Genomic DNA, 24,377 nt, shown 5'->3' on the forward strand with positions numbered 1-24,377 from the left:
ACTTCGAAACGACTGATTCCGTCGCCGATATGGACAACCGCCACGAAATCGAGGGGCTGTCCCGCGTCGAGGCCGGCACTTGTCCAACCTGTCGAGGTCGCCGGTCGACGTCGGCACCGGCTGGCGTCTGGTTGATCGAGCCTGTCGGTGGTGCGGTCCGAGCGCGGGCTGCGGGCGTCTCGACAGGCTCGATGAGCGGTGTGCGGTCCGAGCGCGGGCTGCGGGCGTCTCGACAGGTTCGACGAGCGGTGGGCGGCTCCGAGCGCGGGCTGCGGGCGTCTCGACAGGCTCGACGAGCGGTGTGCGGCTCCGAGCGCGGGCTGCGGGCGTCTCGACAGGCTCGACGAGCGGTGGGCGGCGTCCAGCGCGGCTCGACAGGCTCGACGAGCGGTGGGTGGCGTCCAGCGCAGGCGGCTGGCGTCGCTCCCGGGACTGGTACACCTACTCCCATGACCCGCTACGGCCAGCAGTTCGGCCCCGACTTCACCTTCCTCGGCGTCGACGCGGTCGACCTGGCCGACACCGACGCGCTCGCGGCGGCCGACGTCGTGGTCGTCGGGGCGCCGTTCGACGGCGGCACCTCGCACCGGCCCGGCACCCGGTTCGGCCCGCAGGCGATCCGGCAGACCGACTACCTCCCGCACGACGGGTCGCGGCCGCACCTCGCGCTCCGGGTCGACGCGCTGCAGGACCTCAGGGTGGTCGACGCCGGCGACGTCGAGATGCCGCCGGGCGAGATCGAGCGGTCGCTGAAGGCGCTCGAGGACGCCGTCTACGCGGTGGCCAGCCAGGGCACGATCCCACTGGTGCTGGGTGGCGACCACTCGATCGCCTACCCGGACGCGACCGGCGTGGCCCGGCACCTCGGCTTCGGCCGGGTGTCGATGATCCACTTCGACGCGCACGCCGACACCGGCGACATCACCTTCGGCTCGCTGTGGGGCCACGGCCAGCCGATGCGCCGGCTGATCGAGTCCGGGGCGCTGCGGGGCGACCGGTTCCTGCAGATCGGGCTGCGCGGCTACTGGCCCGAGCCCGAGACGCTCGGCTGGATGGCCGAGCAGGACATGCGCTCCTTCGAGATGACCGAGATCGTCAAGCGCGGCCTGACCGCCTGCCTCGACGAGGCGTTCGAGATCGCGCTCGACGACTGCGACGCGGTGTTCCTCTCCGTCGACATCGATGTCTGCGACCCTGGCCATGCGCCCGGCACCGGCACCCCGGAGCCCGGTGGCCTGTCCGCGCGCGAGCTGCTCGACGCGGTGCGCCGGATCTGCCGCGAGCTGCCCGTCGCCGGCGTCGACGTGGTCGAGGTCTCGCCGCCCTACGACCACGCGGAGATCACCGCGTTCCTGGCCAACCGGGTCTGCCTCGAGGCGCTCTCCGGGCTGGCCGCGACGAAGGTCGGCATCACCCACGACCCGGCGGGTCCGCTGCTGGAGGGCAGGTGAGCGTCCTCTTCCGCGGCGGCACCGTCTTCGACGGGTACCGCTACCTCGGCCGCGCCGACGTGCTCGTCGACCGTGGCCGGGTGGTCGCGGTCGGCAGCGACCTGAGCGGCGACGAGGTCGTCGACGCGGCCTTCGTGTCGCCCGGGTTCACCGACGCCCACGTGCACCCGATCCAGGGCGGGTTGGAGCGGCTGCGCTGCGACCTGGCCGAGCTGGACACCAGGGAGGAGTACCTCGCCGCGATCCGGGCGTACGCCGACAGCCGTCCCGACGTCGAGTGGGTCCTGGGCGGCGGCTGGTCGATGCCGGCGTTCCCCGGCGGCACGCCGCTGGCCGCCGACCTCGACTCCGTGGTGCCGGACCGCCCGGTGTTCCTGCCCAACCGCGACCACCACGGCGCCTGGGTCAGCTCCCGGGCGCTCGAGATCGCCGGGGTCACGCGGGACACCCCCGACCCGCCCGACGGCCGGATCGAGCGAGACGCGGACGGGAACCCCACCGGCACGCTGCACGAGGGCGCCACCGCGCTCGTGAGCCGGCACCTGCCCCGGACCACCGGCGCCGACTACCGCGCCGCGCTGCTGGCGGGGCAGGCCTACCTGCACTCGCTCGGGGTCACCAGCTGGCAGGACGCGATCGTCGGCTCCTACTCCGGGATGGACGACCCGGCCTCGACCTACGTGGCCGCGGCCGAGTCCGGCGAGCTCCGGTCCCACGTCGTCGGAGCGCTCTGGTGGGACCGCCGCCAGGGCGTCGAGCAGGTCGACGACCTGGTCGGCCGCCGCGCCGCGCTGACCCGCGGGCGGTTCCACGCCACCACGGTCAAGGTGATGCAGGACGGAGTGGCCGAGAACGGCACCGCCGCCCTGCTCGAGCCCTATCTCGACCGCTGCGGTCACGCCACCGACAACCGCGGCCACTCGTTCGTCGACGCGGATGCGCTCAAGGACGCGGTCCGGGCGCTCGACGCGGCCGGCTTCCAGGTGCACGTGCACAACATCGGCGACCGCGCGGTGCGTGAGACCCTCGACGCGATGGTGGGCACGGACCCCGGACGGCGCCACCAGATCGCCCACCTGCAGCTGGTCCACCCCGACGACGTCCCGCGGTTCGCGGAGCTCGGCGTCGCGGCGAACATGCAGGCGCTCTGGGCGTGCTACGACGAGCAGATGGTCGAGCTGACCATCCCGTTCCTCGGCGAGGAGCGGACCGGCTGGCAGTACCCCTTCGGTGCCATCCACCGCGCCGGCGGCCGGCTGGTGGCGGGGAGCGACTGGCCGGTCTCCACGCCCGACCCGCTGGCCGCGATCCACACCGCGGTCACCCGGACGGCGTACGGCGACACCGGCCGCGCGGGCACCGAGCCGTTCCTGCCCGAGCAGGCCCTCGACCTCGAGACCGCGTTCGCGGCGTACACCTCCGGCAGCGCCTGGGCCAACCAGCGCGACCTCCATGACGGGGCCGGCGTCCTCCGGGAGGGCGCGGTCGCCGACCTGGTGGTGCTCGACCGGGACCCGTTCGCGGGCCCGGCCGAGGAGATCGGAGCTGCGCGGGTCGTGTCCACCTGGATCGACGGGGCCGTCGTCCACGGGTGAGCCCGGCCGCCCGCCCGGGTGGCGGTGGACTGGCAACGCCTGTCCCCGTGGACAGTGGTTGCCAGAGCACCGCCGCCGAGGGCGGGGCCGGGGCAGCGGGGGCCGTCCACGACTGATTCCGCACTGGATGGAACCCGCCCCTACCGATTCCGTCGTCGGCTCCCTAGCCTTGCGTCCATGGCCGACCAGCGCTTCCAGAACGTCATCAACGGCAAGCTCGTGGACTCCGCATCGGGGGAGACCTACGACGTGATCGACCCGACCACGGGGGAGGTGTATGCCACCGCGCCGATGTCGGGCGCCGAGGACGTCGACCGCGCGTACGCCGCCGCGGCCGCGGCGTTCGAGTCGTGGCGCGACTCCACACCGCAGGACCGCGCCACCGCGATGCTGAGGATCGCCGAGGCGATCGACGCCCGCAAGGACGAGATCAACGAGGTCGAGTGCAAGGACACCGGCAAGCCGCTGCACCTGACCATGTCGGAGGAGATGCCCTACGCCTCCGACCACTTCCGCTTCTTCGCCGGCGCCGCGCGGGTGCTCGAGGGCCGCTCCGCCGGTGAGTACATGGCCGACCACACCTCGTGGATCCGGCGCGAGCCGGTCGGCGTCGTCGGCCAGGTGACGCCCTGGAACTACCCGCTGATGATGATGATCTGGAAGATCGCCCCGGCGCTGGCCGGCGGCAACGCGATCGTCCTCAAGCCCAGCGACACCACACCCGCGAGCTCGACCCTGCTGGCCGAGATCTGCCAGGAGTTCCTGCCGCCGGGCGTGCTCAACGTCGTCACCGGTGACCGCGACACCGGCCGCGCGCTGGTCTCCCACAAGACCCCGCAGATGGTCGCGATCACCGGATCGGTCCGGGCCGGCATGGAGGTCGCCGAGTCGGCCTCCCACGACCTCAAACGGGTCCACCTCGAGCTCGGCGGCAAGGCGCCGGTGATCGTCTTCGACGACGCCGACATCGAGAAGGCGGCCGAGGGGATCGCCGGTGCCGGGCTCTTCAACGCCGGCCAGGACTGCACCGCGGCCACGCGGGTGCTCGCCGGGCCGGGCGTACACGACGAGTTCGTAGCCGCGCTCACCGAGGCCGCGAAGGGCATGCCGACGGGTGCGCCGGACAGCGAGGACACCTACTACGGACCGCTCAACAACCAGAGCCAGTACGACCGGGTCTCCGGCATGGTCGACCGGCTGCCCGACCACGCCACCGTGGAGACCGGCGGCACCCGGCACGGCTCGGTCGGCTACTTCTACGAGCCGACCGTCCTCTCCGGCCTTCAGCAGGACGACGAGCAGATCCAGACCGAGATCTTCGGGCCGGTGATGACCGTGCAGAGGTTCACCGACGAGGGCGAGGCCCTCCGCTGGGCGAACGGCGTCGAGTACGGCCTGGCCTCCAGCGTCTGGACCAAGGACCATGCCCGGGCGCTGCGGATGAGCCGCAAGCTCGACTTCGGCGTCGTGTGGATCAACACCCACATCCCGTTCGTCTCCGAGATGCCGCACGGCGGCTTCAAGCACTCGGGCTACGGCAAGGACCTCTCGATGTACGGCCTCGAGGACTACACGCGCATCAAGCACGTGATGTCCTACATCGGGGAGTGACTGCTCGGGCGCGAACCTGAGTACCGCCGGTCGAGCCTGTCGAGACCCCCGCCGCGTGGCCTGGGAGCCGACCCTGCGGTCATCTCGACAAGCTCGATGGGCGGGTGCGGGAGTCCCAGCGTCGGTGCAGAAGGAAGGAAGCTGAATGAGGATCCTGCTGGTCGGCGCCGGCGGCGTCGGCGGGGCGTTCACGGCCATCGCGGCCCGGCGCGACTTCTTCGAGACGATCGTGGTCGCCGACTACGACCTCGCGCGGGCCGAGAAGGGCGCGGCCGCGGACAGCCGGTACCTCGCGGCGCAGGTCGACGCCTCGTCCGCGGACGCGGTCACCGCGCTGTGCCGCGAGCACGGCATCACCCACGTGATGAACGCCGTCGACCCCGTCTTCAACATGCCGATCTTCAACGGCGCGTTCGCGGCCGGAGCGGACTACCTCGACATGGCGATGTCGCTCTCGAAGCCGCACCCTGAGGCGCCGTACGAGAAGACCGGCGTCAAGCTCGGCGACGACCAGTTCGCGGTCGCCGGCGAGTGGGAGCAGGCGGGTCGCCTGGCGCTGGTCGGCATCGGCGTCGAGCCCGGGCTGTCCGACGTCTTCGCGCGGTACGCCGCCGACCACCTGTTCTCCGAGATCGACGAGCTCGGCACCCGCGACGGCGCCAACCTGGTCGTGACCGACGACGACGGCAACGAGATCTTCGCGCCGTCGTTCTCGATGTGGACCACGATCGAGGAGTGCCTCAACCCACCGGTCGTCTGGGAGGACGGTGCCTGGCACACCACCGCGCCGTTCAGCGAGCCCGAGGTCTTCGACTTCCCCGAGGGGATCGGCCCCGTCGAGTGCGTCAACGTCGAGCACGAGGAGGTCCTCCTCATGCCGCGCTGGGTGGAGTGCCGGCGCGCGACGTTCAAGTACGGCCTCGGCGACGAGATGATCAACATCCTCAAGGTGCTGCACACCCTCGGCCTCGACTCGACCGAGAAGGTGCGGGTCAAGGCCAGCGAAGGGTTCTGTGAGGTGGCGCCGAGGGACGTGGTCGCCGCCGTGCTGCCCGACCCGGCCACGGTCGGTCCGCGGATGAAGGGCAGGACCTGCGCCGGCCTGTGGGTGACCGGCACGGGGAAGGACGCCGACGGGACCCCGACCGGCCCGCGGTCGACCTACCTCTACCACGTCGTCGACAACGAGTGGACCATGCGCGAGTACGGCCATCAGTGCGTGGTCTGGCAGACCGCGATCAACCCGGTGGTCGCGCTCGAGCTGCTGGCGAACGGCACGTGGTCGGGCGCCGGCGTGCTCGGCCCGGAGGCCTTCGACGCGGTGCCGTTCCTGGAGCTGCTGACGGAGTACGGCAGCCCCTGGGGGACCAAGGAGCTGGCCCCGTAGGGGCCGCCGCCGGCGGCCACTATGGGCACGGATCCCGCACCTTCGACCCTCCCGGTGTTGCGAAATCGTTGTGGTTGTGGCGATCCGATGCTGGAACTGGTGGTGCCCGGTTCACTAGTTTTCCCTGCATGGCGGATGGCGGAACGCCTGCGATCTCGGTGCGGGGGCTGAGCAAGCACTACGACCAGGTGCGCGCTGTCGACGGGCTCGACCTCGACATCGAGGACGGCGAGTTCTTCTCGATGCTCGGTCCGTCGGGTTCGGGCAAGACCACGGTGCTGCGCCTGATCGCCGGCTTCGAGCCACCCACCGAGGGCACCATCCGGCTCGGCGGCGAGGACGTGACGACCAAGGCGCCCTACGACCGGGACGTCAACACGGTCTTCCAGGACTACGCGATCTTCCCGCACATGAGCGTGCAGGAGAACGTCGAGTACGGCCTGCGGGTCAAGAAGGTGGCGAGGTCGGAGCGGCGGCAGCGGGCCGAGCAGGCGCTGGCGACCGTCCGGCTGGAGGGGTACGCCGGCCGGCGGCCGCACCAGCTCTCCGGCGGGCAGCGGCAACGCGTGGCCCTGGCCAGGGCGCTGGTCAACCGCCCGAAGGTGCTGCTCCTCGACGAGCCGCTCGGCGCGCTGGACCTCAAGCTGCGCCGCGAGATGCAGGTCGAGCTGAAGGAGATCCAGCGCGAGGTCGGCATCACCTTCGTCTTCGTCACCCACGACCAGGAGGAAGCGCTCACGATGAGCGACCGCATCGCGGTCTTCAACGAGGGCCGCATCCAGCAGCTGGCGACGCCGGTCGAGCTCTACGAGAAGCCGGCCTCAACGTTCGTCGCCGGCTTCGTCGGCACCTCGAACCTGATCGACGGGGAGGTCGCCCGCCGGCTCCTCGGGCAGGAGGGCACCTTCGTGGTCCGGCCCGAGAAGCTGCACATGCATGCGGAGTCGGCCGCCCCGCCCGCGGACGGGTCGACCTGTGTGGCGCCCGGCGTGGTCCGGGAGGTCGTCTACCTCGGCGCCAGCACGCACTCGATCGTCGACCTCGACGCCGGCGCGACGCTGACCGTCTCGCACCAGAACTCCGATGTCTCCATCGACGCCGCCCTCGAGCGGCGCCAGCAACGTGTCGCGCTGTCGTGGCGACGCGACCACCTGGTGGCACTGGCCGCTCCTGACAAGGCCGGGCCACCACCTGATGAGGAGGAATCATGAAGAGACGGACCAGCACAGGCCTCCTGGGCCTGGCCAGCGCCGTACTGCTGCTGGGAGTGGCCGCCTGTGGCACCGACTCGGACGGTGGCGACAACGGGAGCGATGCTGCCCCGGGCTCGGAGGGCTTCACCCCGCCGGACATCCCGATGCAGCAGACGCTGGGCGAGATGGAGGGCCAGGTCAACATCCTGGCCTGGCCGGGGTACGCCGAGGACGGCTCGACGGACGCGTCGGTCGACTGGGTCACGCCGTTCGAGCAGCAGAGCGGCTGCCAGGCGAACGTGAAGTACTTCGGCACCTCTGACGAGGCCGTCCAGCTGATGAAGACCGGCGAGTACGACGTGGTCTCGGCCTCCGGTGACGCGACGCTCCGGCTCATCGCCGCCGGCGACGTGGCCCCGGTCAACACCGACCTGGTGAAGAACTACGCCGACGAGTCCTCGTTCCTCAAGGACCAGGCCTTCAACTCGGTGGACGGGCAGATGTACGGCATCCCGCACGGCTGGGGCGCCAACCTGCTGATGTACAACACCGACGTCGTGAGCCCGGCGCCGACCTCGTGGTCAGCGGTGTTCGACGACGCGTCGACGTACAAGGGCAAGGTGACGGCCTACGACTCGCCGATCTACATCGCGGACGCGGCGCTCTACCTGATGAACACCCAGCCCGACCTCGGCATCAAGGACCCCTACGCGCTCGACGACGACCAGCTGGCCGCCGCCGTGGACGTGCTGAAGAAGCAGAAGGAGAACGTGTCGGAGTACTGGTCGGACTACCTCAAGGAGACCGAGGCCTTCGAGAAGGGCGACTCGGTGATCGGCACGACCTGGCAGGTCATCGCGTCGCTGGCGCAGAGCGACGGGGCGCACGTCGAGGCCTTCCTGCCCGACGAGGGCTCCACCGGCTGGTCCGACACCTGGATGATCAGCTCCAAGGCGAAGAACCCCAACTGCGGCTACGCGTGGATGGACTACATCGCCAGCCCCGAGGCGCAGGCCGCGGTGGCGGAGTACTTCGGTGAGGCGCCGGCCAACCCCAAGGCGTGCGACCTGACGTCGGACAAGACGTTCTGCGACACCTACCACGCCACCGACGCGGCCTACGCCGCGCAGATCCACTACTGGACCACGCCGATCGAGCAGTGCCTGGACGGCCGCACCGACGTGAAGTGCGCCGACTACGGCGACTGGACCCAGGCGTGGACCGAGATCAAGGGCTAGCGATCAAGGACTAGCGATCAAGGACTAGAAGGGACCAGACACCTGTCCGTGTTCACGCGCCGTCCGGGTCTCCGGGTGGGCCTCCTCCTGACGCCACCGATGCTGTGGCTCGGGGTGGCCTACCTGGCGGCCCTGGCGGCGCTGCTCATCACCTCGCTGTGGACCCAGAACGACTTCACCGGCAACATCGAGCGGGTCTGGACGACGGAGAACTTCCACGACCTGTTCACGATCCCGGTCTACCGGACCATCACCTTCCGCACGATCGGCCTGGCCGCTCTGGTCACCGTCGTCGACGCCCTGCTGGCGTTCCCGATCGCGCTGTTCATGGCGAAGGTCGCCACCCCGCGCTGGCAGCGCGTGCTCGTCATCGCAGTCCTGATGCCGCTGTGGGCTTCCTACCTCGTCAAGGCCTACGCCTGGCGCGGCATGCTCTCCTCCAACGGCCTCGTGGAGTCGATCGCGGCGCCGTTCGGGCTCGGCACGCCGGGCTACGGACTGCCCGCCACCGCGATGACGCTGGCCTACCTCTGGCTGCCGTACATGATCCTGCCGCTGTACGCCGGCCTCGAGCGGGTGCCGGACTCGCTGTTCGAGGCGTCGGCCGACCTGGGGGCGGGCTCCTGGACCACGCTGCGCCGGGTCGTGCTGCCCATGGTGTTCCCGGCGTTCGTGGCCGGCTCGATCTTCACCTTCTCGCTGACAATGGGCGACTACATCGCGGTCAAGATCGTCGGCGGCACCACCCAGCTGCTGGGCAACGTCGTCTATGACAACCAGGGGGCGGCCAACAACCTGCCGTTCGCGTGCGCGGTGGCCACCATCCCGATCGTGGTCATGCTGATCTACCTGGCCGCGGCTCGGCGCACCGGCGCACTGGAGCAGCTGTGACGGGGTGCTGCCGATGAAGCTGCCGACCGGCCTGCGGGCCGCGTTGTGGGTGACGTCCGCGATCGTGCTGGTCTTCATCTACGTGCCGCTGCTGCTGGTGCTGCTCAACTCGTTCAACACCAGCCGCACCTACGCGTGGCCGCCGGCCGGCTACACCATGCACTGGTGGCAGCTGGCCTGGCACTCTCAGGGCGCCCGCGACGCCCTGTGGACCTCGGTGCGCGTCGCCCTGGCCGCCACCGTCGTCGCGCTCGTCCTCGGCACCCTGGCTGGCATGGCGCTGCGGCGTACTCGCTTCTTCGGCCGCCACGTCGTCTCGTTGCTGATCATCCTGCCGATCGCACTGCCCGGCATCGTCACCGGCCTCGCGTTCCAGAACGGCTTCCGCACGATCCTCGGCATCGAGCTGTCGCTCTGGACGATCGTGATCGCGCACGCGACGTTCTGCATCGTCACGGTCTTCAACAACGTCCAGGCGCGGTTCTCGCGGCTGGGCGGCAACTTCGAGCAGGCCTCGATGGACCTCGGCGCGGGGCCGTTCACCACCTTCCGGCTGATCACCCTGCCGATGCTCAGGTCGGCCCTGCTCGCCGGCGCCCTGCTGTCGTTCGGGCTGTCCTTCGACGAGATCGTGGTGACCACGTTCACCGCCTCGGCGACCGACAAGACGCTGCCGATCTGGATCTTCCAGAACCTCTTCCGCCCCAACCAGGCGCCGATCGTCAACTGTGTGGCGGCGGCGCTGGTGCTGTTCTCGGCGATCCCGATCTACCTGGCCCAGCGGCTCTCGGGCAACGCGACGGAGGCGATGACCGGGGCGCGGTGAGAGCCCCCACGGCAACTCGTTCAGGCCGGCACCGGTCGCTGCGCCGCACGCCGGACGTCGACGGGCAGCTCGACGACGAACCTGGCACCGCCGTCCGGTGAGTCCCCGACGGTGATCGTGCCGCCGTGCAGCCGGACGTTGCGTGAGGCGATGGCGAGCCCGAGCCCAGTGCCGCTGCGCTCGCTGGTGTCGCGCGCGAAGCGGTCGAAGACCCGCTCCCGCCGGTCCGGCGGCACCCCCGGCCCCGCGTCGTCGACCGCGATCCGCACCGTGCTCCCTTCGGCGCCGACCGTCACCGCTCGGCAGCCGAGGCCGTGCGTCTCGGCGTTGCGCACGAGGTTGGTGACGACGAGACGGAGACGACGCTTGTCCACCTGCGCAACGAGCCCCTCGGCGCTCGGGAGAACGGCGGTGACGCCACGACCGGCGGCGGAGTCGGCGGCCCGGGCGACGAGCTCGCCGACGAGCACCGGTTCGGACTCGAGCATGGCGGCCCCGTCGTCGAAGCGGGAGATCTCCAGCAGGTCGGTGACCAGCGACCGGAACCGGTGCAGGTCCTCGCTGAGCAGGTCGAGCGGCTCACGCACGTCGCTCGGCAACGTCGCACGGCGGTTCTCGAGCAGGGCGAGCGAGTTGAGCATGGTCGTGAGCGGGGTCCGCAGCTCGTGGCTCACGTCTCCGGCGAACCTGGCGTCGGCGACCACGCGCCCCTCGAGCTCGCTCGCCGTCCGGTTGAAGGACCGGGCGAGGTCGTCGAGATCGGGGTCACCGCGCATGTCGAGGCGAGCCGTGAGGTCCCCGTGCGCGATGGCCGACGCGGCCTCGGTGACGTCGGTCAGTGGCCGCAGCACCCGCCGGCTTGCGAACAGCCCGAACGCCGCGCCGAGCACCGTGGCCGCCATGGTGGCCCCGACCAGCAGCCGCCAGGTCCGCGTCAGGGTGCTCTGCAGGTCCTCGAGTGGCTCCAGCTCGACATAGACCCGGCCGGGATAGTGGGCAGCCGAGACGACCTCGAGGTACGGCCTGCCCGCCACGGTCACGGTGCGCGCGCTGTGCGGGTGGGCTCCGGCGTCCTGCTCGAGATCGGGTGGCAGGGGCAGGGCCCTGGCCTCGTGGTTGCGGTACCAGCGTCCTCGGTCGAGGAGCACGGCCGCGGTGCCCGGCGCGTAGCGCAGCCGGTCCAGCAGCGCGTCGCTCGGATGGACGCCGGTGCCGATCTCGGTCGCGATCAGCTCCGCGTTGTCGGCGGCCTCGGCGCGGGCGGTGAGCACGTGGTCGCGGTGGATGTAGTGGTCGGCGAGGGACCACACCGACAGCGCGATGACCGTGGACAGCAGCAGCGCCATCAGGCCGAAGCCGAGCGCCAGCCGGTTGCGCAGCCTCAGCTGCGGGCGCCACGACCGGCGGCGCCGGCGCGTCATCGGGCAAGCCGGTAGCCGAGCCCGCGTGCGGTCACCACCAGCGTGGGGTTGGCCGGGTCGCGCTCGACCTTCGTGCGCAGCCGCCGGATGTGCACGTCCACCAGCCGCGCGTCGCCGAAGTAGCCGTAGCCCCACACCCGCTCCAGCAGCTCCTCACGGGACCGGACGCCCGGCGCGAGCGCGAGCTCGGCGAGCAACCGGAACTCCGTGCGGGTCAGGTGCACGGGTACACCGTCGCGCAGGACGACGCCCTCGTCGACCCGGATGTCGAGGTCGCCGGCCTGCAGGCGGCGGGGGGTGCGGGCCGGGTCGATGCGCCGCAGGAGCGCGCGGATGCGCGCCGAGAGCTCCTTGGCGACCAGCGGCTTGGTGACGTAGTCGTCGGCCCCGGCCTCGAGCCCGCCGACGACGTCGTGGGTGTCGGTGCGCGCCGTCACCATGATCACCGGGACCTCGCTCACGTGCCGGATCCTGCGGCAGACGTCGAAGCCGTCGAGGTCGGGGAGCATCAGGTCCAGCAGCACCACGTCCGGTCTCGCCGATCCGAGCGCCGCCAGCCCCTCGTTCCCCGAGGCCGCGAGCGAGACGACGTACCCCTCGTCGCGCAGCGCCAGCTGCAGCGCCCGGCGGACTCGCGGGTCGTCCTCGACCAGGAGCACCGACCTGCTCACGACGTCCAGTATTGCTCGGTCCGGACCCACTCCCACATGACGATCCGTCACCTCTCCGTCATGTTCAGGCGGGCCCGTCTTGCAGTCGTGTGACAGTCGCCGGGCGACTGGCCCCGAGCCGTTGAGGTGGGCTGCACGCCGTGCCTAGGTTCGCCTGCGCCGCGGTCGACCGGACCGCGGTGGAGGGAGCCGGACGTGAGGACATTCGGAGGCCGTCGAGCGTCGCTCGTCGGCGTGTGTGCACTGATGATGGCGATCGCTGCCTGTGGCAGCTCGAACAACAGCGGGACCTCTGGCTCCAGCGGCGAGACCCCCGTCCGCGGCGGGACGCTGAACATGCTCGGCGCCGGCGACGTCGACTACATGGACCCGAACATCTCCTACTACAGCGTCGGCTACCTCGCGCTGCGGCTGTGGAGCCGGCAGCTGTTCACCTTCCCCGCAGTGGATGGCCAGACCACGACCGCGGTCCCGGACCTCGCCACCGGGCTGCCCACGACCTCGAACGGCGGAGTCAGCGCCGACGGCATGACCTACACCATCACGATCCGCAAGGGCGCGATGTGGAACACCACACCGGCGCGGCAGGTGACCGCCGCCGACGTAGTGCGCGGCGTCAAGCGCACCTGCAACCCGGTGCAGCCGTTCGGCGGCACGCCGGACTTCGCCACCCTCATCCAGGGCTACCAGAGCTTCTGCGACGGGTTCGCGAAGGTTGCGCAGACCCCGAGCGCGATCGCCGACTACATCAACAAGACCTCGCTGCCCGGCGTCGTGGCGAAGAACGACACCACGGTGGTCTTCCACCTGACCCACCCCGCGACGTACTTCGTCGACATGCTGACCCTGCCGGCGTTCTCCCCGGCCCCCGAGGAGGTGCTCAAGTACCTGCCCGCCAGCCAGGCGCTCGGTCAGCACGAGATCTCCGACGGCCCCTACCAGGTCGAGTCGTGGAAGCCGACCAAGGAGATCGTCTTCACCCGCAACAACGCGTGGAACCCGTCCACCGACCCGATCCGCAAGGCGTACGTCGACAAGGTCGTGGTCGACGAGACCGTCAGCCAGGACTCGATCCAGCAGCAGCTGGAGACCGGGACCGCGAGCGCGGACATGGAGTTCGACCAGGCGCCACCGCCCAGCCAGCTGCCCGGGCTGATCGCCCGGAAGGACCCGAACTTCAACCTCGGGGAGACCGCCTCGAGCAACCCCTACATCGTGTTCAACACCGTCTCGCCCAACAACAACGGCGCGCTGGGGAAGGTGGAGGTCCGGCAGGCGCTCGAGTACGCGCTGAACCGCGACGAGATGACCCAGGTCCTCGGAGGCCCCACGGTGAACCCGCCGCTGACCCACATCCTCCCCTCGGACATCAAGGGCTCGACCAACTTCGACCTCTACCAGACCGACCAGGCCAAGGCGAAGCAGATGCTCGCCGACGCCGGCTATCCCAACGGGCTGACCCTGAAGTTCCTCTACCGCAACGCGAGCGAGGGGAGCAGCAAGGTCTTCCAGACCGTTCAGCAGCAGCTGGCGAAGATCGGCGTGCACGTGGTGGGTGTGCCCTCGCCCGACGCGGACTTCTACACCAAGTACCTGCAGGTGCCCAGTGCCGCTCGCACGGGGGTCTGGGACCTCTCGCTGGCCGGCTGGGGAGCGGACTGGTACGGCGACGCGGCGCTGTCGTTCTTCGCACCGCTGTTCTCCGGGCCGCCGTCCTACCCGCCGACGGGCAGCAACTACGGGTTCTACGACAGCGCGAAGACCAACGCCCTGATCCAGCAGGCGTCGACGGCCACCGACCCGACCCAGTCCGGCGCGCTGTGGGGCCAGGCCGACCGCCAGGTCATGCAGGATGCGGCGATCTTCCCCATCACCAACCCGCAGCAGGCGAGCTACCACGCCAGCCAGGTGCACAACGCGATCTACGTGCCGGCCATCCAGAACTTCGACCCGGCCAACGTCTGGCTCTCGCCCGGCACCAACGGCGGCTGAGTGGGCGGCCATGGCACTCCTCGCGGTGGAGGACCTCCGGGTCTCCTTCCGGACCGACGACGGCGTCGTCCAGGCGGTGCGCGGGGTCTCCTTCGACGTGGACCGGGGCGAGACCCTCGGGCTGGTGGGTGAGTCCGGCAGCGGCAAGAGCGTCGCCACCCAGACGATCACCGGGCTCACCCGCGGCGCCGAGGTGCACGGCCGGGCCGTCTTCGACGGCAGCGACCTGTTGCGGGCGACCCGGGAGGAGCTGCGCCGGGTGCGCGGGCCGGGGATCGGGATGATCTTCCAGGACCCCCTGACCAGCCTCCATCCGGCCTACCGGGTCGGCTGGCAGATCGAGGAGATGATCCGGGCCCACCAGGCCCTCTCCCGGGCGCAAGCACGCCGCCGGGCGGTCGAGATGCTGGGTCTGGTCGGGATACCCCGCCCCGCCGAGCGGGTCGACGACTACCCGCACCAGTTCTCCGGCGGCATGCGGCAACGGGTGATGATCGCGATGGCGATGGCACTGAACCCCACCCTGCTGATCGCCGACGAGCCGACGACCGCCCTCGACGTCACCGTGCAGGCCCAGGTGCTGCAGGTGATGAAGCGGCTCCAACGCGAGTTCGGCACCGCCATCGTCCTCATCACCCACGACCTCGGCGTCGTCGCGGAGATGGCCGACCGGGTGGCGGTGATGTACGCCGGCCGGCTGATGGAGCGGGCGGCCCGGCGCGAGGTGTTCTACCGCCCGCACCACCCGTACACCGAGGGGCTCTTCGACTCGCTGCCCACCCAGAGCGGGCGGCGCCTCACGCCGATCAACGGCACGCCGCCGAGCCTGATCAACCCCCCGGCCGGCTGCCCGTTCCACCCGCGGTGCCGCTACGCGTTCGACGCCTGCCGGACCGACGTCCCCGAGCTGGAGCCGGTGGACAGCGACCCGAGCCACCTCTCCGCCTGCTGGCTACCGCACGACACCGTGCAGCGGCGCCGGCTGCGCGATGAGCTGAAGGCGCCGAGGGCGTCGTGAGCGAGCCCCTGCTGGCGGCCGAGCACCTGACGAAGACCTACGACGCACGCCGGGTCGGGTGGACGGGCAGCCCGCAGACCGTACGCGCGGTCGACGACGTCTCGCTCTCGATCGAGCCGGGGGAGACGCTGGGCCTCGTCGGCGAAACCGGCTGCGGCAAGTCGACGCTCGCGCGGTGCGTGGCACGCCTGCAGCCCCTGACGGGCGGGACCGTGAGGTTCGACGGCCACGACATCAGCACCCTGTCCGGGCGGCAGCTCCGTCCGCTCCGGCGCGACATGCAGGTGATCTTCCAGGACCCCTACGGCTCGCTGAACCCCCGCCGGCGCGTCGGCTCGATCATCGGCGACGGCCTGGCCATCCACCACGCGGCCGGCCGCGCGGCACGGCGGGCGCAGGTCCAGGAGCTGATGGAGGTCGTCGGGCTCAACCCCGAGCACTTCAACAGGTTCCCCGCCGACTTCAGCGGCGGCCAGCGGCAGCGCATCGGGGTCGCCCGCGCACTCGCGCTGCGGCCGAAGCTCATCATCTGCGACGAGCCGGTCTCCGCCCTCGACGTGTCGATCCAGGCCCAGGTCATCAACCTGCTCCTCGACCTGCAGCGCGAGTTCCGGCTGACCTACCTCTTCATCAGCCACGACCTCTCGGTCGTCCGTCACGTCAGCACCCGGATCGCGGTCATGTACCTCGGGCGGATCGTCGAGACCGGCACGGTCGAGGAGCTGTTCGCCGCCGGCCGCCACCCCTACACCCGAGCCCTGCTCTCCGCCGTACCGCCCGCCGACCCCGACGCTGCCGACAGCCGCGACCCCGTGGTGCTCACCGGCGACCTGCCCTCGCCGGTCAACCCGCCCTCGGGCTGTCCGTTCCACCCGCGCTGCCCCCGGCGGCAGACGGACTGCGAGGTCACCACGCCTCCGCTCGTGGCTGCCTTCGACGACGGGCCCGGCCACCTCACGGCGTGCCTGCACCCGGTGAGCGAGAACGACGGGCCATGAGCACGACATGAGCATCGAGCTGACGGAGAGCCCGCGGACCCATGCCGAGCCGCGGCCTCGTGACGTCGTGGGTCGTGGGCCGTGGTCGCTCGCGTGGCGACGGCTGCGCTCGGACAAGGTGGCGATCTCCTCGTTCGTCGTGATCGTGCTGATGGTGCTGTTCGCGGTGTGCGCCCCGCTCGTCGCTCACGTCACCGGGCACCCGCCGAACATGCAGTACCACCAGGAGGGGCTGACCCCCGACGGCCTGCCGAAGGCGCCGAGCTCGACGTTCCTGCTCGGCACCGACGACCTCGGTCGCGACATCCTGGTGCGGATCGCGTACGGCGCCCGGATCTCGCTCGGGGTCGGCGTCCTCGCGACGATGCTCACGGTCGTGGTCGGCGTGGCCCTGGGCCTGCTGGCGGGGTTCCTCGGCGGTGCCGTCGACCTGGTCATCGCCCGGCTCGTCGACGTCGTGCTCTCGATCCCGTTCCTGCTGGTGGCGATCGCGCTGGTCTCGGTCGCCGGCCCCAGCCTGGTCATCACGGTCCTGGTGATCGGCATGTTCAGCTGGGCCTCGATGGCCCGCATCGTGCGCGGCCAGGTGCTGTTCCTCAAGGAGCGGGAGTTCGTCGAGGCCGCCCGCTCGCTCGGCGCGAGCGACCTGCGGATCATGGTCGTCGACGTGCTGCCCAACGTGCTCGCACCGGTGATCGTCTACACCACGCTGCTCATCCCGGTCGTCATCGTCGTCCAGGCGACGCTGTCCTTCCTTGGGCTCGGCCTCCCCGCTCCGGCCGCCGACTGGGGAGGGATGATCAGCGAGGCGCAGAACTACTACACCGTCGCCTGGTGGTTCGTGCTGTTCCCCAGCCTCGCGCTCCTCATCACGACGATCGCCTTCAACCTGCTCGGTGACGGCGTCCGCGATGCCGTCGACCCGCGCATCGACCGACTGGTCCGGACCCGACAGGGAGCCCGGCCGTGATCCGCTTCCTCGCGCTGCGCATCGCCAGCGGGATCTTCGTGCTGTGGCTGATCACCGTGGCCGTGTTCGTCCTGTTCTTCGTCGCTCCGAGCAACGTGGCCCGCACCCTCGCCGGCCGACAGGCGACGCCGCAGACGATCGCGCTGATCAACCACCGGCTGGGGCTGGACCGGCCGCTGTGGCGGCAGTACGTCGACTTCCTCACCAACGCACTGCACGGCAACCTCGGCTACGACTACTACCACCAGCAGCCGGTGACCACGATCATCCGCGAGGCGTTCCCGATCACGTTCTCACTCGCGGTCGGCGCCGCGATCATCTGGCTCCTGCTCGGTGTCTACAACGGCGTCGTCTCCGCTACCCACCCCCGCAGCCTCCGCGACCGCTCGCTGACGATCACTTCCCTGATCTTCTACTCGATGCCGTCGTTCGTGCTCGGCCTCGGCGCGCTGTACTTCCTCTACTACCGGCTCACCCTCAGCGGACACGCGTGGTTCCCGGCCGGCGGCTACGTGCCGCTCTCGGCGGGCGTCGGTCCTTGGGTGCAGCACCTGATCCTGCCGTGGCTGACGATCGCCCTGGTCTCGGCGGCGACGTACACCCGGCTCTCGCGCGCGTCCATGCTCGACGTGCTCGGCGAGGACTACATCCGTACCGCGGAGGCGAAGGGGCTCGGCGAGCGGCGGGTCGTCTACCGCCACGCCCTGCGCAGCGCGCTCACCCCGGTGGTCACGCAGTTCGGCATCGACCTCGGACAGCTCGTCGGCGGGGTGGTGATCACCGAGCAGATCTTCAGCCTGCCGGGGCTCGGCAAGACCGCGGTCACCGCGATCACCCAGCAGGACCTGCCGGTGATCATCGGCATCGTGCTGGTCGCCTCGACCGCCGTCGTGGTCGCGAACATCCTCGTCGACCTCTGCTACGCCTACCTGGACCCACGCGTCCGGCTGACCTGAGCCGAGTGGTCAACCGGCCGACGGCGGCCCGGGCCGGTCGCTCGCGACCCCACAATGGACCTGCTTCCGCCGGTGCAGGTGGCCATCGGCGTCGGGTTGGCGTACGCCGCCGGAGCGGCCCTGCCCATCCTGATCAGCCTGGTGGTCCCCTCGCAGACGCGGGTGCTCACGACCCTGGTGGCGGTCACCGTGGCACTCGTCATCACGTCCTACGTCGGCGCCCGGATCGGCTACACCCAGCCGGCCCGCACGGTTCTGCGAGCGGTGACCATCGGGGTGTCGACCCTTGTCCTGGCCCTGATCGTGGGGCAGTCCATCGGTTGACTGGGCAGCCGGCGAGGCGCTCGGTCACGACGCGTCTCGTCAGGTGGACCCCTCATGGCGTTGCCCATGGAGGCCTCGAGCGCCACGGGGCAGGCTGCAGTGCTAGGCCAACCGGTCGGTGACGTCGTGGGTGCCGTCGGGGGTGCGCAGGAACCGCTGGCCGTGAGGGTCGCACCAGAGGTAGATGCCCGGCTCGATGATGGTGTAGCGCCAGCCGCTCAGGGTCTTGAGCCGATGGTGATGTCGGCACAACGGGGCGAGGTTGCACGGGCAGGTCGGGCCGCGCTCGGGACTGTCGGGTTCGAAGGGCACGACGTGGTCGCAGTCGCAGTGGCGAGCGGGACGCGTGCAGTAGGGGTGGACACAGGTGCGGTCGCGGAGCTCGACCTCCAGCAGGTCGGCCGCGTTTGGGCGGTAGTCCTCGACGGCGTGGCCCTCGTGCGGCTCGGCGCCGCCCCGGCACGCGCCGAGGGTGCGGAGTGGCTGCACGACCAGGCTGACGTCGTCGCGGGCACACCCCTGCCGGACCAGCTGGTCGAGCAGCGGCCGGCCGTCGACGTCGAAGCCGACGGGGTCCAGGCCCACGAGGGCGGCGTCGGTCAGATGGTAGGTGAGTACGACGCGACGCTTCGGACTCGGTGCGGGGCGACCCGCGACCAGGGCCAGAGCGCGCTCGGGGTCTGCGAGGACGCCGACCGCCATCGACCGTCGCGCGTCGACGGAGTCCGGGCAGCCGTTGTCGGCCAGGGCAGCCGCGACCTCGGCGACCTTCTCCTCGAACGCCTTGAGGTCGGCCCAGTCGCCGCGGATGACCAGGTCGGCGATCCCGGTGTGGTTCATCGAGCGCTCGTCGAGCAGCACGTGGCGGGCGTCGAGGGCCTCGAGCTGCTCGAGCTCGCGCTCCTCTGCATGGAGGCGGAGCTTGGCCTCGTCGAGGATCCGGTCGAGCGTGACCAGGCCGACCGTCTCGGCCCGGCGGGCGATCTCCTCGTCGAGGTAGGCGGCCACATCCTGGGGTTGGTGGACCACGGCCTGGGCGATCCGGCGGGCGCGCCAGGCGGGGACCTCACCGGCGACGACCCGGGCCCAGACCCGTTGGGAGCCGGTGCTGCAACGTCAGGGCATCGCGGATGAGTGCGACACCGGCGGTGGTGCTGAGGTGGTTGGCCGCCGCGAACGACGCGCCGGCGTCCCACCGCATCCCAGGAAGCCCGCACCAGTCGGACTCGGGATCATCGTCGACCGGGTGTTCGAGGTCCGGGTGCGCATCGGCCCACTCCACGGCGAGCTGCAGGACGAGCGCGTCGGCCGCCTCGCGCGCAGCGTGTGTGGCGCGGACCTCGTCGAGCAGGTCGGCGCTGGTCACCGGGTCGGCCGTGGACGTCATCGTGGGCCGAGTCTATTCGAACACGTGTTCGAATGCCAGAGGTGCTGGAAAGCTGTGGACTGAACCTGTTGGCGGCGACGCCGGGGTGGCTGCCCAAGGGCATCAGGCCGGGATCTCGAGGCGAGGTTCTCGAAGGTTCCACGTCGGCAGCTGCCTGGCGACGACCCGGTCGCCCAGCACCTCGACCCGCCCGGTCCTCAGCGCTCGGCTCCACGCGAGCCTGCCTCGGTGCCACTCCACGAAGGCAGCCGACTCCGCCCGGACCGTGACCGCGGGCTCGTCGCCCGGATCGGAGTAGCACACCTCGGCCTCTCCGTCCTCGACCAGGAGCCAGTAGCGCTGGTTCCCACGCGGCTGGTCCGGGAAGACGAACGCGACCACCACCCGGCCCGGCGGCAGCGTGGTGCGGTCGAGCTGGACCTGGCACCAGGCCCAGAGGGCGAACCCCGGGTCGGTGTGCTCGGGGGAGACCTCGACCCAGCGCTCACCCCAATCGGCGAACGCGGAGAGGACAGCGCCCAGATCCCGGCCCGCCGGGGTGAGGGCGTAGCGGTGCCCGCGACCGTGGTCCTTGAGGGTGGCGCGGACAACCCCCGCCCGCGCCAGCTCGTCGAGCCTCGTCACCAGCATCGACCGGGACATCTGGGGAACGCCGCGCGCGATCGAGGAGAACGTGTCCGCGCCGAACATGAGGTTCCGGATGACCAGTGGTGTCCAGCGCTCCGCCAGGAGCTCCGACGCCCGCGCGATCGGACAGTACTGACCGTAGGTGCGCACCCCCTCACCATGCCGCGGCTCGACCTGTCCGTCGAGTTCGAATTCAGGACTTCAGCGCACCTGCGGAAGGGCCGAGAGTGACGTCATGAACGACCTCGTGAACGACGCAGCGAAGGGTCAGATATCGGCCGAGGCGGCCGCGCTGTACGAGCGGTTCTTCGTACCGGCACTCTTCGACCAGTGGCCCGGACAGCTCCTCGAGCTCGCGGGTGTCGGTGTCGGAGACCGGGTGCTCGACGTGGCCTGTGGCACCGGCGTCCTGGCCCGCGCGGCGACTGCCCGGGTGGGGCCGACCGGGAGCGTGACCGGCCTCGACCTCAACGAAGCGATGCTGGCGGTCGCCGCCGGGGAAGAACCCCACGTCACGTGGGTGCCTGCCCCTGCGGAGTCGCTGCCGATGAGCGACGCGAGCTTCGACAAGGTGCTCTGCCAGTTCGGGTTGATGTTCTTCGCCGACCGGAAGACCGCGCTGCGCGAGATGGCCCGCGTGACCCGCCCCGGTGGCCGGGTGTGCGTGGCGACCTGGGCCGCGTTGTCCGAGACCCCTGGTTACGCGGCCCTGTCGGAGCTGCTCGCCGACCTCCTCGGCCGGGAGCCGGCCGAAGCGCTGGCCGCGCCCTTCAGCATCGGAACCGAGTCCGAGCTCCGAACCGAGATGTGCGCGGCGTTCGACCAGGTCGAGGTCCGGCGGCTCGAGGGCCGGGCGCGGTTCGCGTCGATCGACGACTGGGTGGCCACGGACGTGCGGGCCTGGACGCTCCGGGAACTCATCGGCGACCAGCAGTTCGAGGAGCTTCGCGTCGCCGCGCGGGTGCGGCTCCACGAGTTCTGTGACGCCGAGGGCCGAGTCAGCTTCGACGCACCCGCACTGGTCGCGCTGGCCTCGCCGGCAGGGGTCGCCGGCCAGCAGGGCTCATGACCGCGCGGCGGAGAACCTCGCATGAGCCGGTGCCGAGCCCGCGACGAGGTCGGCGAGGATGCGGCCCACCGTCGGGACGAACTTGAACCCGTGACCCGAGAAGCCGGCCCCGACCACGATCGGACCGACCCGGTCGAGGACGAAGTCAGTGTCGGAGGTCGAGGTGTAGGTGCAGCTGATCGGGGTCATCGCGTCTGCGTCGACGCCCGGGAGCCACTCGCGGGCGTACCGCTGCAGCGCGGCGAGCTGCACCGGCTCGGGCTCGAAGGTGCGGGCGTCCGGGTCGGTGACCGGGCCGACGGCGTGCCATCCGGCCTTCACGCCCTCGCCCGGGGTGAGCGTGCCGTAGGTCTGGGAGTACCAGTAGCCGTAGCGAGGGTCCCGTGGCTCGGGCAGGTGGTTGTAGCTCGGCCAGTCGGCGGCGGGGTCCGAGACGGCGAAGTGGGCCGGCTGCTCCTGGGTGACAACGAGCCGCGGGAGCGCGACGCGGGCGCCGAGCAGTTTCTCGGTCCACGCACCGGCGGTGACGACCACGGTGTCCGCGACGAACGTCTCGGGGCCGGTCACCACCTCGACACGGCCGTCCGGACGGACCTCGATCGACTCGACCCGGGTGTCGAGGACGACCTCGCCACCGTGGCGGGCCGCCTCGGACTGCAGGGTCGCGACCGCCTCCTCCGCGTCGAGCCGGCCCCCGTCGGGGCAGTGCACCACGCGGGTGTCGAAGCGGATCCCCGCCCACCGCTCCTGCGCCTCGGCGGGGGTCAGCAGTGCGGCCCGGACCCCGAGCGCGCCGAGCTGGTCGGCGAGGTCGGGGGCGACCCCGGCTCCGTGGTTCACGATGCCGACGACGTCGAGGACAGAGACGCCACTCTCGTCCTCGAGCTCGGCCCAGAGCTCGGCCGCCTCCCGCAGCATCGTCTGGTACGTCGCGTCGGCGTAGGTGATGTTGAAGTTGCGCGACCTGCCGTGCGAGGCCCCCATCCGGTGCCGCGCGCCGAACCGCTCGACCAGCGTGACCTGGCGGCCACGGCGCGCAAGGTGCCACGCGGTGGCCGAGCCCATCGCGCCACCACCCACCACGACGGTCTCGCGGTCGGCAGCCATGCGGGCCAGTCTCGCCGACCGGACGACGCGGCGGTCAGCCGGCCGGTAGCACCCGGAACCGGGGAGTCTCCCCGACCACGCGGTAGCTGTCATCGACCAGCAGCCGGGCGACGTACTGCCCCGGGGGCAGCGGCCACTCCGGCGCCTGCTCGCCGGGGTCGGCGGTCTCGCTGAGGGTCAGCGCCCCCTCGACCCGGGTGTGCGTGTAGCGGTAGGCCAGGTAGCCACCGGGGTCGTCGCAGGTACGCCGGCAGCGGTAGAGCCCGATCCAGTCGAGGTGCTCGCCCGGCGCCCGGTCCCAGGACACCCGGATCGGCTGGCCGGCGCGGTAGGAGCGGGCGTCGGTCTTCATCCGGGACCGGCTGTCGCTGCCGTAGACCCAGATGGGCGAGGTGGCGAAGGTCTGCCCCGTGAGGGTGTCGCGCAACACGACGTCGTAGCGGCCCGCGGCCAGCCGCGAGGTGGACAGCGACACCCCACCGGACCTACGCCCGCCCGTCGACCGTGCGACCAGCAGCTGGTCGCCCCGCGACCGGGCGACGACCCCGACCACCTCGCCGGCGGCGCCCGTGCCGTGGAACCGCACCCGGAGCCGGCTCCCGTCGCCGGTCACGACGCGACGGCCCGCGGGGGAGACGGCCGGCGGTGCTTCGGCCGGCGTGATCTCGAAGGTGGAGACCACGCCGCGGTGGTCGCTCGGGTACCTCCCCGGCAGCGCCACGTCCACCTGGGGGTTGCCCTTCTCGCCGACGAGCAGGCTCGACACCGCGGTGGCGGGACCGGCGGCGAGCACCCAGTCGATCCGGTCGAAGACGTCGTGGCTGCGGCCCTCCGGGCTACCCGGGGTCCAGGTGAACCCCGGGTCGGCCAGTGGGTCCGGGTGGACGACGCGGTAGGAGTCCGCGAAGCCGGCGGCCGCCAGAGCCGCGCTGGCCGGCCAGCGCACGGCGTACGGCACGTCCGGACGAGCCGCGGCGACCGCGGGCGTCCAGTCGAGGTGCGACGGGCTGTTGAAGTCGCCGGTCAGGAAGACCGGGATCCCGCGCGCGGCCAGCTTCGGCAGCACGCGCAGCACCTGGGTCAGCGCTGCGACCCGCAGCCGCTCCTCCAGAGCCAGCACCTTGGCCCTCGAGGCGCCACGCTGCACCTTGTAGGGGCCGTACGGCGTCGAGGGCAGGTGGGTGTTCGCCACGGCCACGATCCGGCCGGGCACCGGCTCCACGAACGTGTAGAGGCCCTGACCACCGACGGGCCGGAGGATCGGGAACCGCGAGACCACGTGGGCGCGGGGGTCGGCGTGCCAGCCGAGGAGCCTGGCCAGCCGCGCGGTGTTCCGCTCCGCCTCCTGCACGCCGACGACGTCGGCACCGCTGGCCCTGATCAGGCGGACGATCTTGTGCAGCGTGGCAGGACAGTCGTCTGCCACCGGGCACCAGTCGCCGGAGGCCAGGTCGAGGTCGTCGCCGCCGTAGAAGATGTTGAGGCTCATCACCGAGATGCGGAGGCCGGCCGCCTGTGGTTGCGCCGCTGCCCCGGCCGACGCCGCTGACGCCGAGCCTGGTGACAGCACCGTGGCCACCACGAGTGCGAGCCCGAGCGCCACGCCGAGCACACGACGAGATGCACGTTGGTGCGGCATGGCGAG

At 71.2% G+C, this 24,377-nt stretch carries 22 protein-coding genes; 15 read left to right on the forward strand and 7 right to left on the reverse strand.

The genetic code is table 11. The features are described from left to right. Window positions 1-449 precede the first annotated feature (449 nt). The 8 genes from speB to VFV89_RS12715 all read left to right on the forward strand — a co-directional run bounded on the left by speB (window position 450) and on the right by VFV89_RS12715 (window position 10,192). Window positions 450-1,451: an agmatinase gene (gene speB / locus VFV89_RS12680; RefSeq protein WP_329706309.1), complete on the forward strand. Its 1,002-nt coding sequence runs from the start codon at window positions 450-452 to the stop codon at window positions 1,449-1,451. Continuing rightward, window positions 1,448-3,046 (forward strand): amidohydrolase, encoded by a 1,599-nt coding sequence (locus VFV89_RS12685; protein WP_329706310.1) that lies wholly within the window; start codon window positions 1,448-1,450, stop codon window positions 3,044-3,046. The genes speB and VFV89_RS12685 overlap by 4 nt, the downstream gene beginning before the upstream one ends. Before the next feature lie 177 nt (window positions 3,047-3,223). Continuing rightward, window positions 3,224-4,657: a gamma-aminobutyraldehyde dehydrogenase gene (locus VFV89_RS12690; protein ID WP_329706311.1), complete on the forward strand. Its 1,434-nt coding sequence runs from the start codon at window positions 3,224-3,226 to the stop codon at window positions 4,655-4,657. A gap of 145 nt (window positions 4,658-4,802) precedes the next feature. Then, window positions 4,803-6,044 (forward strand): saccharopine dehydrogenase family protein, encoded by a 1,242-nt coding sequence (locus VFV89_RS12695; protein ID WP_329706312.1) that lies wholly within the window; start codon window positions 4,803-4,805, stop codon window positions 6,042-6,044. A 128-nt stretch (window positions 6,045-6,172) separates the two neighbouring features. Next, window positions 6,173-7,255 (forward strand): ABC transporter ATP-binding protein, encoded by a 1,083-nt coding sequence (locus VFV89_RS12700; protein ID WP_329706313.1) that lies wholly within the window; start codon window positions 6,173-6,175, stop codon window positions 7,253-7,255. After that, window positions 7,252-8,475 (forward strand): ABC transporter substrate-binding protein, encoded by a 1,224-nt coding sequence (locus VFV89_RS12705; RefSeq protein ID WP_329706314.1) that lies wholly within the window; start codon window positions 7,252-7,254, stop codon window positions 8,473-8,475. The genes VFV89_RS12700 and VFV89_RS12705 overlap by 4 nt, the downstream gene beginning before the upstream one ends. 75 nt (window positions 8,476-8,550) lie before the next feature. Further along, window positions 8,551-9,366 (forward strand): ABC transporter permease, encoded by an 816-nt coding sequence (locus tag VFV89_RS12710; RefSeq protein WP_329706315.1) that lies wholly within the window; start codon window positions 8,551-8,553, stop codon window positions 9,364-9,366. Window positions 9,367-9,379: 13 nt separating this feature from the next. Next, window positions 9,380-10,192 carry an ABC transporter permease gene (locus VFV89_RS12715; RefSeq protein ID WP_329706316.1) on the forward strand — a complete coding sequence of 271 codons (813 nt, stop codon included), beginning with the start codon at window positions 9,380-9,382 and terminating at the stop codon, window positions 10,190-10,192. Window positions 10,193-10,212: 20 nt separating this feature from the next. On the opposite strand, the gene VFV89_RS12720 is transcribed toward VFV89_RS12715, so the two are convergent. After that, the gene (locus tag VFV89_RS12720) at window positions 10,213-11,613 is read right to left on the reverse strand and encodes a HAMP domain-containing sensor histidine kinase (RefSeq protein WP_329706317.1); all 1,401 of its coding nucleotides are present in this window, start codon (window positions 11,611-11,613) and stop codon (window positions 10,213-10,215) included. After that, a complete protein-coding gene (locus VFV89_RS12725; RefSeq protein WP_329706318.1) occupies window positions 11,610-12,284 on the reverse strand; it encodes a response regulator transcription factor in 675 nt (224 codons plus the stop codon). The genes VFV89_RS12720 and VFV89_RS12725 overlap by 4 nt, the downstream gene beginning before the upstream one ends. A gap of 195 nt (window positions 12,285-12,479) precedes the next feature. Here VFV89_RS12725 and VFV89_RS12730 point away from each other — a divergent pair, with 195 nt between their 5' ends. From VFV89_RS12730 to VFV89_RS12755, 6 genes are read left to right on the forward strand one after another with little or no spacing between them, the layout of a single operon-like run. Next, complete coding sequence (locus VFV89_RS12730) at window positions 12,480-14,276, forward strand: ABC transporter substrate-binding protein (protein ID WP_329706319.1); 1,797 nt, start codon at window positions 12,480-12,482, stop codon at window positions 14,274-14,276. Between the two features lie 10 nt (window positions 14,277-14,286). Beyond that, window positions 14,287-15,294, forward strand: coding sequence for an ABC transporter ATP-binding protein (locus VFV89_RS12735; RefSeq protein WP_329706320.1), 1,008 nt, complete (start codon window positions 14,287-14,289; stop codon window positions 15,292-15,294). After that, on the forward strand, window positions 15,291-16,292 hold the full coding sequence (locus tag VFV89_RS12740; RefSeq protein ID WP_329706321.1) for an oligopeptide/dipeptide ABC transporter ATP-binding protein: 1,002 nt from the start codon (window positions 15,291-15,293) through the stop codon (window positions 16,290-16,292). Before VFV89_RS12735 ends, VFV89_RS12740 begins: the two co-directional genes overlap by 4 nt. Window positions 16,293-16,299: 7 nt before the next feature. After that, entirely contained in the window at window positions 16,300-17,262 is a 963-nt protein-coding gene (locus VFV89_RS12745; protein ID WP_329706322.1) for an ABC transporter permease, read from the forward strand. Next, window positions 17,259-18,218: an ABC transporter permease gene (locus VFV89_RS12750; RefSeq protein WP_329706323.1), complete on the forward strand. Its 960-nt coding sequence runs from the start codon at window positions 17,259-17,261 to the stop codon at window positions 18,216-18,218. Before VFV89_RS12745 ends, VFV89_RS12750 begins: the two co-directional genes overlap by 4 nt. Before the next feature lie 54 nt (window positions 18,219-18,272). Then, window positions 18,273-18,542 (forward strand): VIT1/CCC1 transporter family protein, encoded by a 270-nt coding sequence (locus VFV89_RS12755; RefSeq protein WP_329706324.1) that lies wholly within the window; start codon window positions 18,273-18,275, stop codon window positions 18,540-18,542. A gap of 102 nt (window positions 18,543-18,644) precedes the next feature. On the opposite strand, the gene VFV89_RS12760 is transcribed toward VFV89_RS12755, so the two are convergent. From VFV89_RS12760 to VFV89_RS12770, 3 genes are all read right to left on the reverse strand, one after another. Next, window positions 18,645-19,550, reverse strand: a complete 906-nt coding sequence (locus tag VFV89_RS12760; protein ID WP_329706325.1) for an HNH endonuclease signature motif containing protein — start codon at window positions 19,548-19,550, stop codon at window positions 18,645-18,647. Between the two features lie 58 nt (window positions 19,551-19,608). Next, on the reverse strand, window positions 19,609-19,929 hold the full coding sequence (locus VFV89_RS12765) for a hypothetical protein (protein ID WP_329706326.1): 321 nt from the start codon (window positions 19,927-19,929) through the stop codon (window positions 19,609-19,611). Between the two features lie 102 nt (window positions 19,930-20,031). After that, window positions 20,032-20,706, reverse strand: a complete 675-nt coding sequence (locus VFV89_RS12770) for a winged helix-turn-helix transcriptional regulator (protein WP_329706327.1) — start codon at window positions 20,704-20,706, stop codon at window positions 20,032-20,034. A gap of 85 nt (window positions 20,707-20,791) precedes the next feature. On the opposite strand from VFV89_RS12770, the gene VFV89_RS12775 reads away from it, so the two are divergent. Continuing rightward, window positions 20,792-21,625 (forward strand): methyltransferase domain-containing protein, encoded by an 834-nt coding sequence (locus VFV89_RS12775; protein WP_329706328.1) that lies wholly within the window; start codon window positions 20,792-20,794, stop codon window positions 21,623-21,625. On the opposite strand, the gene VFV89_RS12780 is transcribed toward VFV89_RS12775, so the two are convergent. After that, entirely contained in the window at window positions 21,620-22,732 is a 1,113-nt protein-coding gene (locus VFV89_RS12780) for an FAD-dependent oxidoreductase (protein WP_329706329.1), read from the reverse strand. The genes VFV89_RS12775 and VFV89_RS12780 overlap by 6 nt on opposite strands. Window positions 22,733-22,766: 34 nt before the next feature. Beyond that, window positions 22,767-24,371 (reverse strand): endonuclease/exonuclease/phosphatase family protein, encoded by a 1,605-nt coding sequence (locus VFV89_RS12785; RefSeq protein WP_329706330.1) that lies wholly within the window; start codon window positions 24,369-24,371, stop codon window positions 22,767-22,769. Window positions 24,372-24,377 lie beyond the last annotated feature (6 nt).

It is taken from the genome of Nocardioides sp. (genome assembly GCF_036274455.1).
Classification (GTDB): Bacteria; Actinomycetota; Actinomycetes; order Propionibacteriales; family Nocardioidaceae; genus Nocardioides.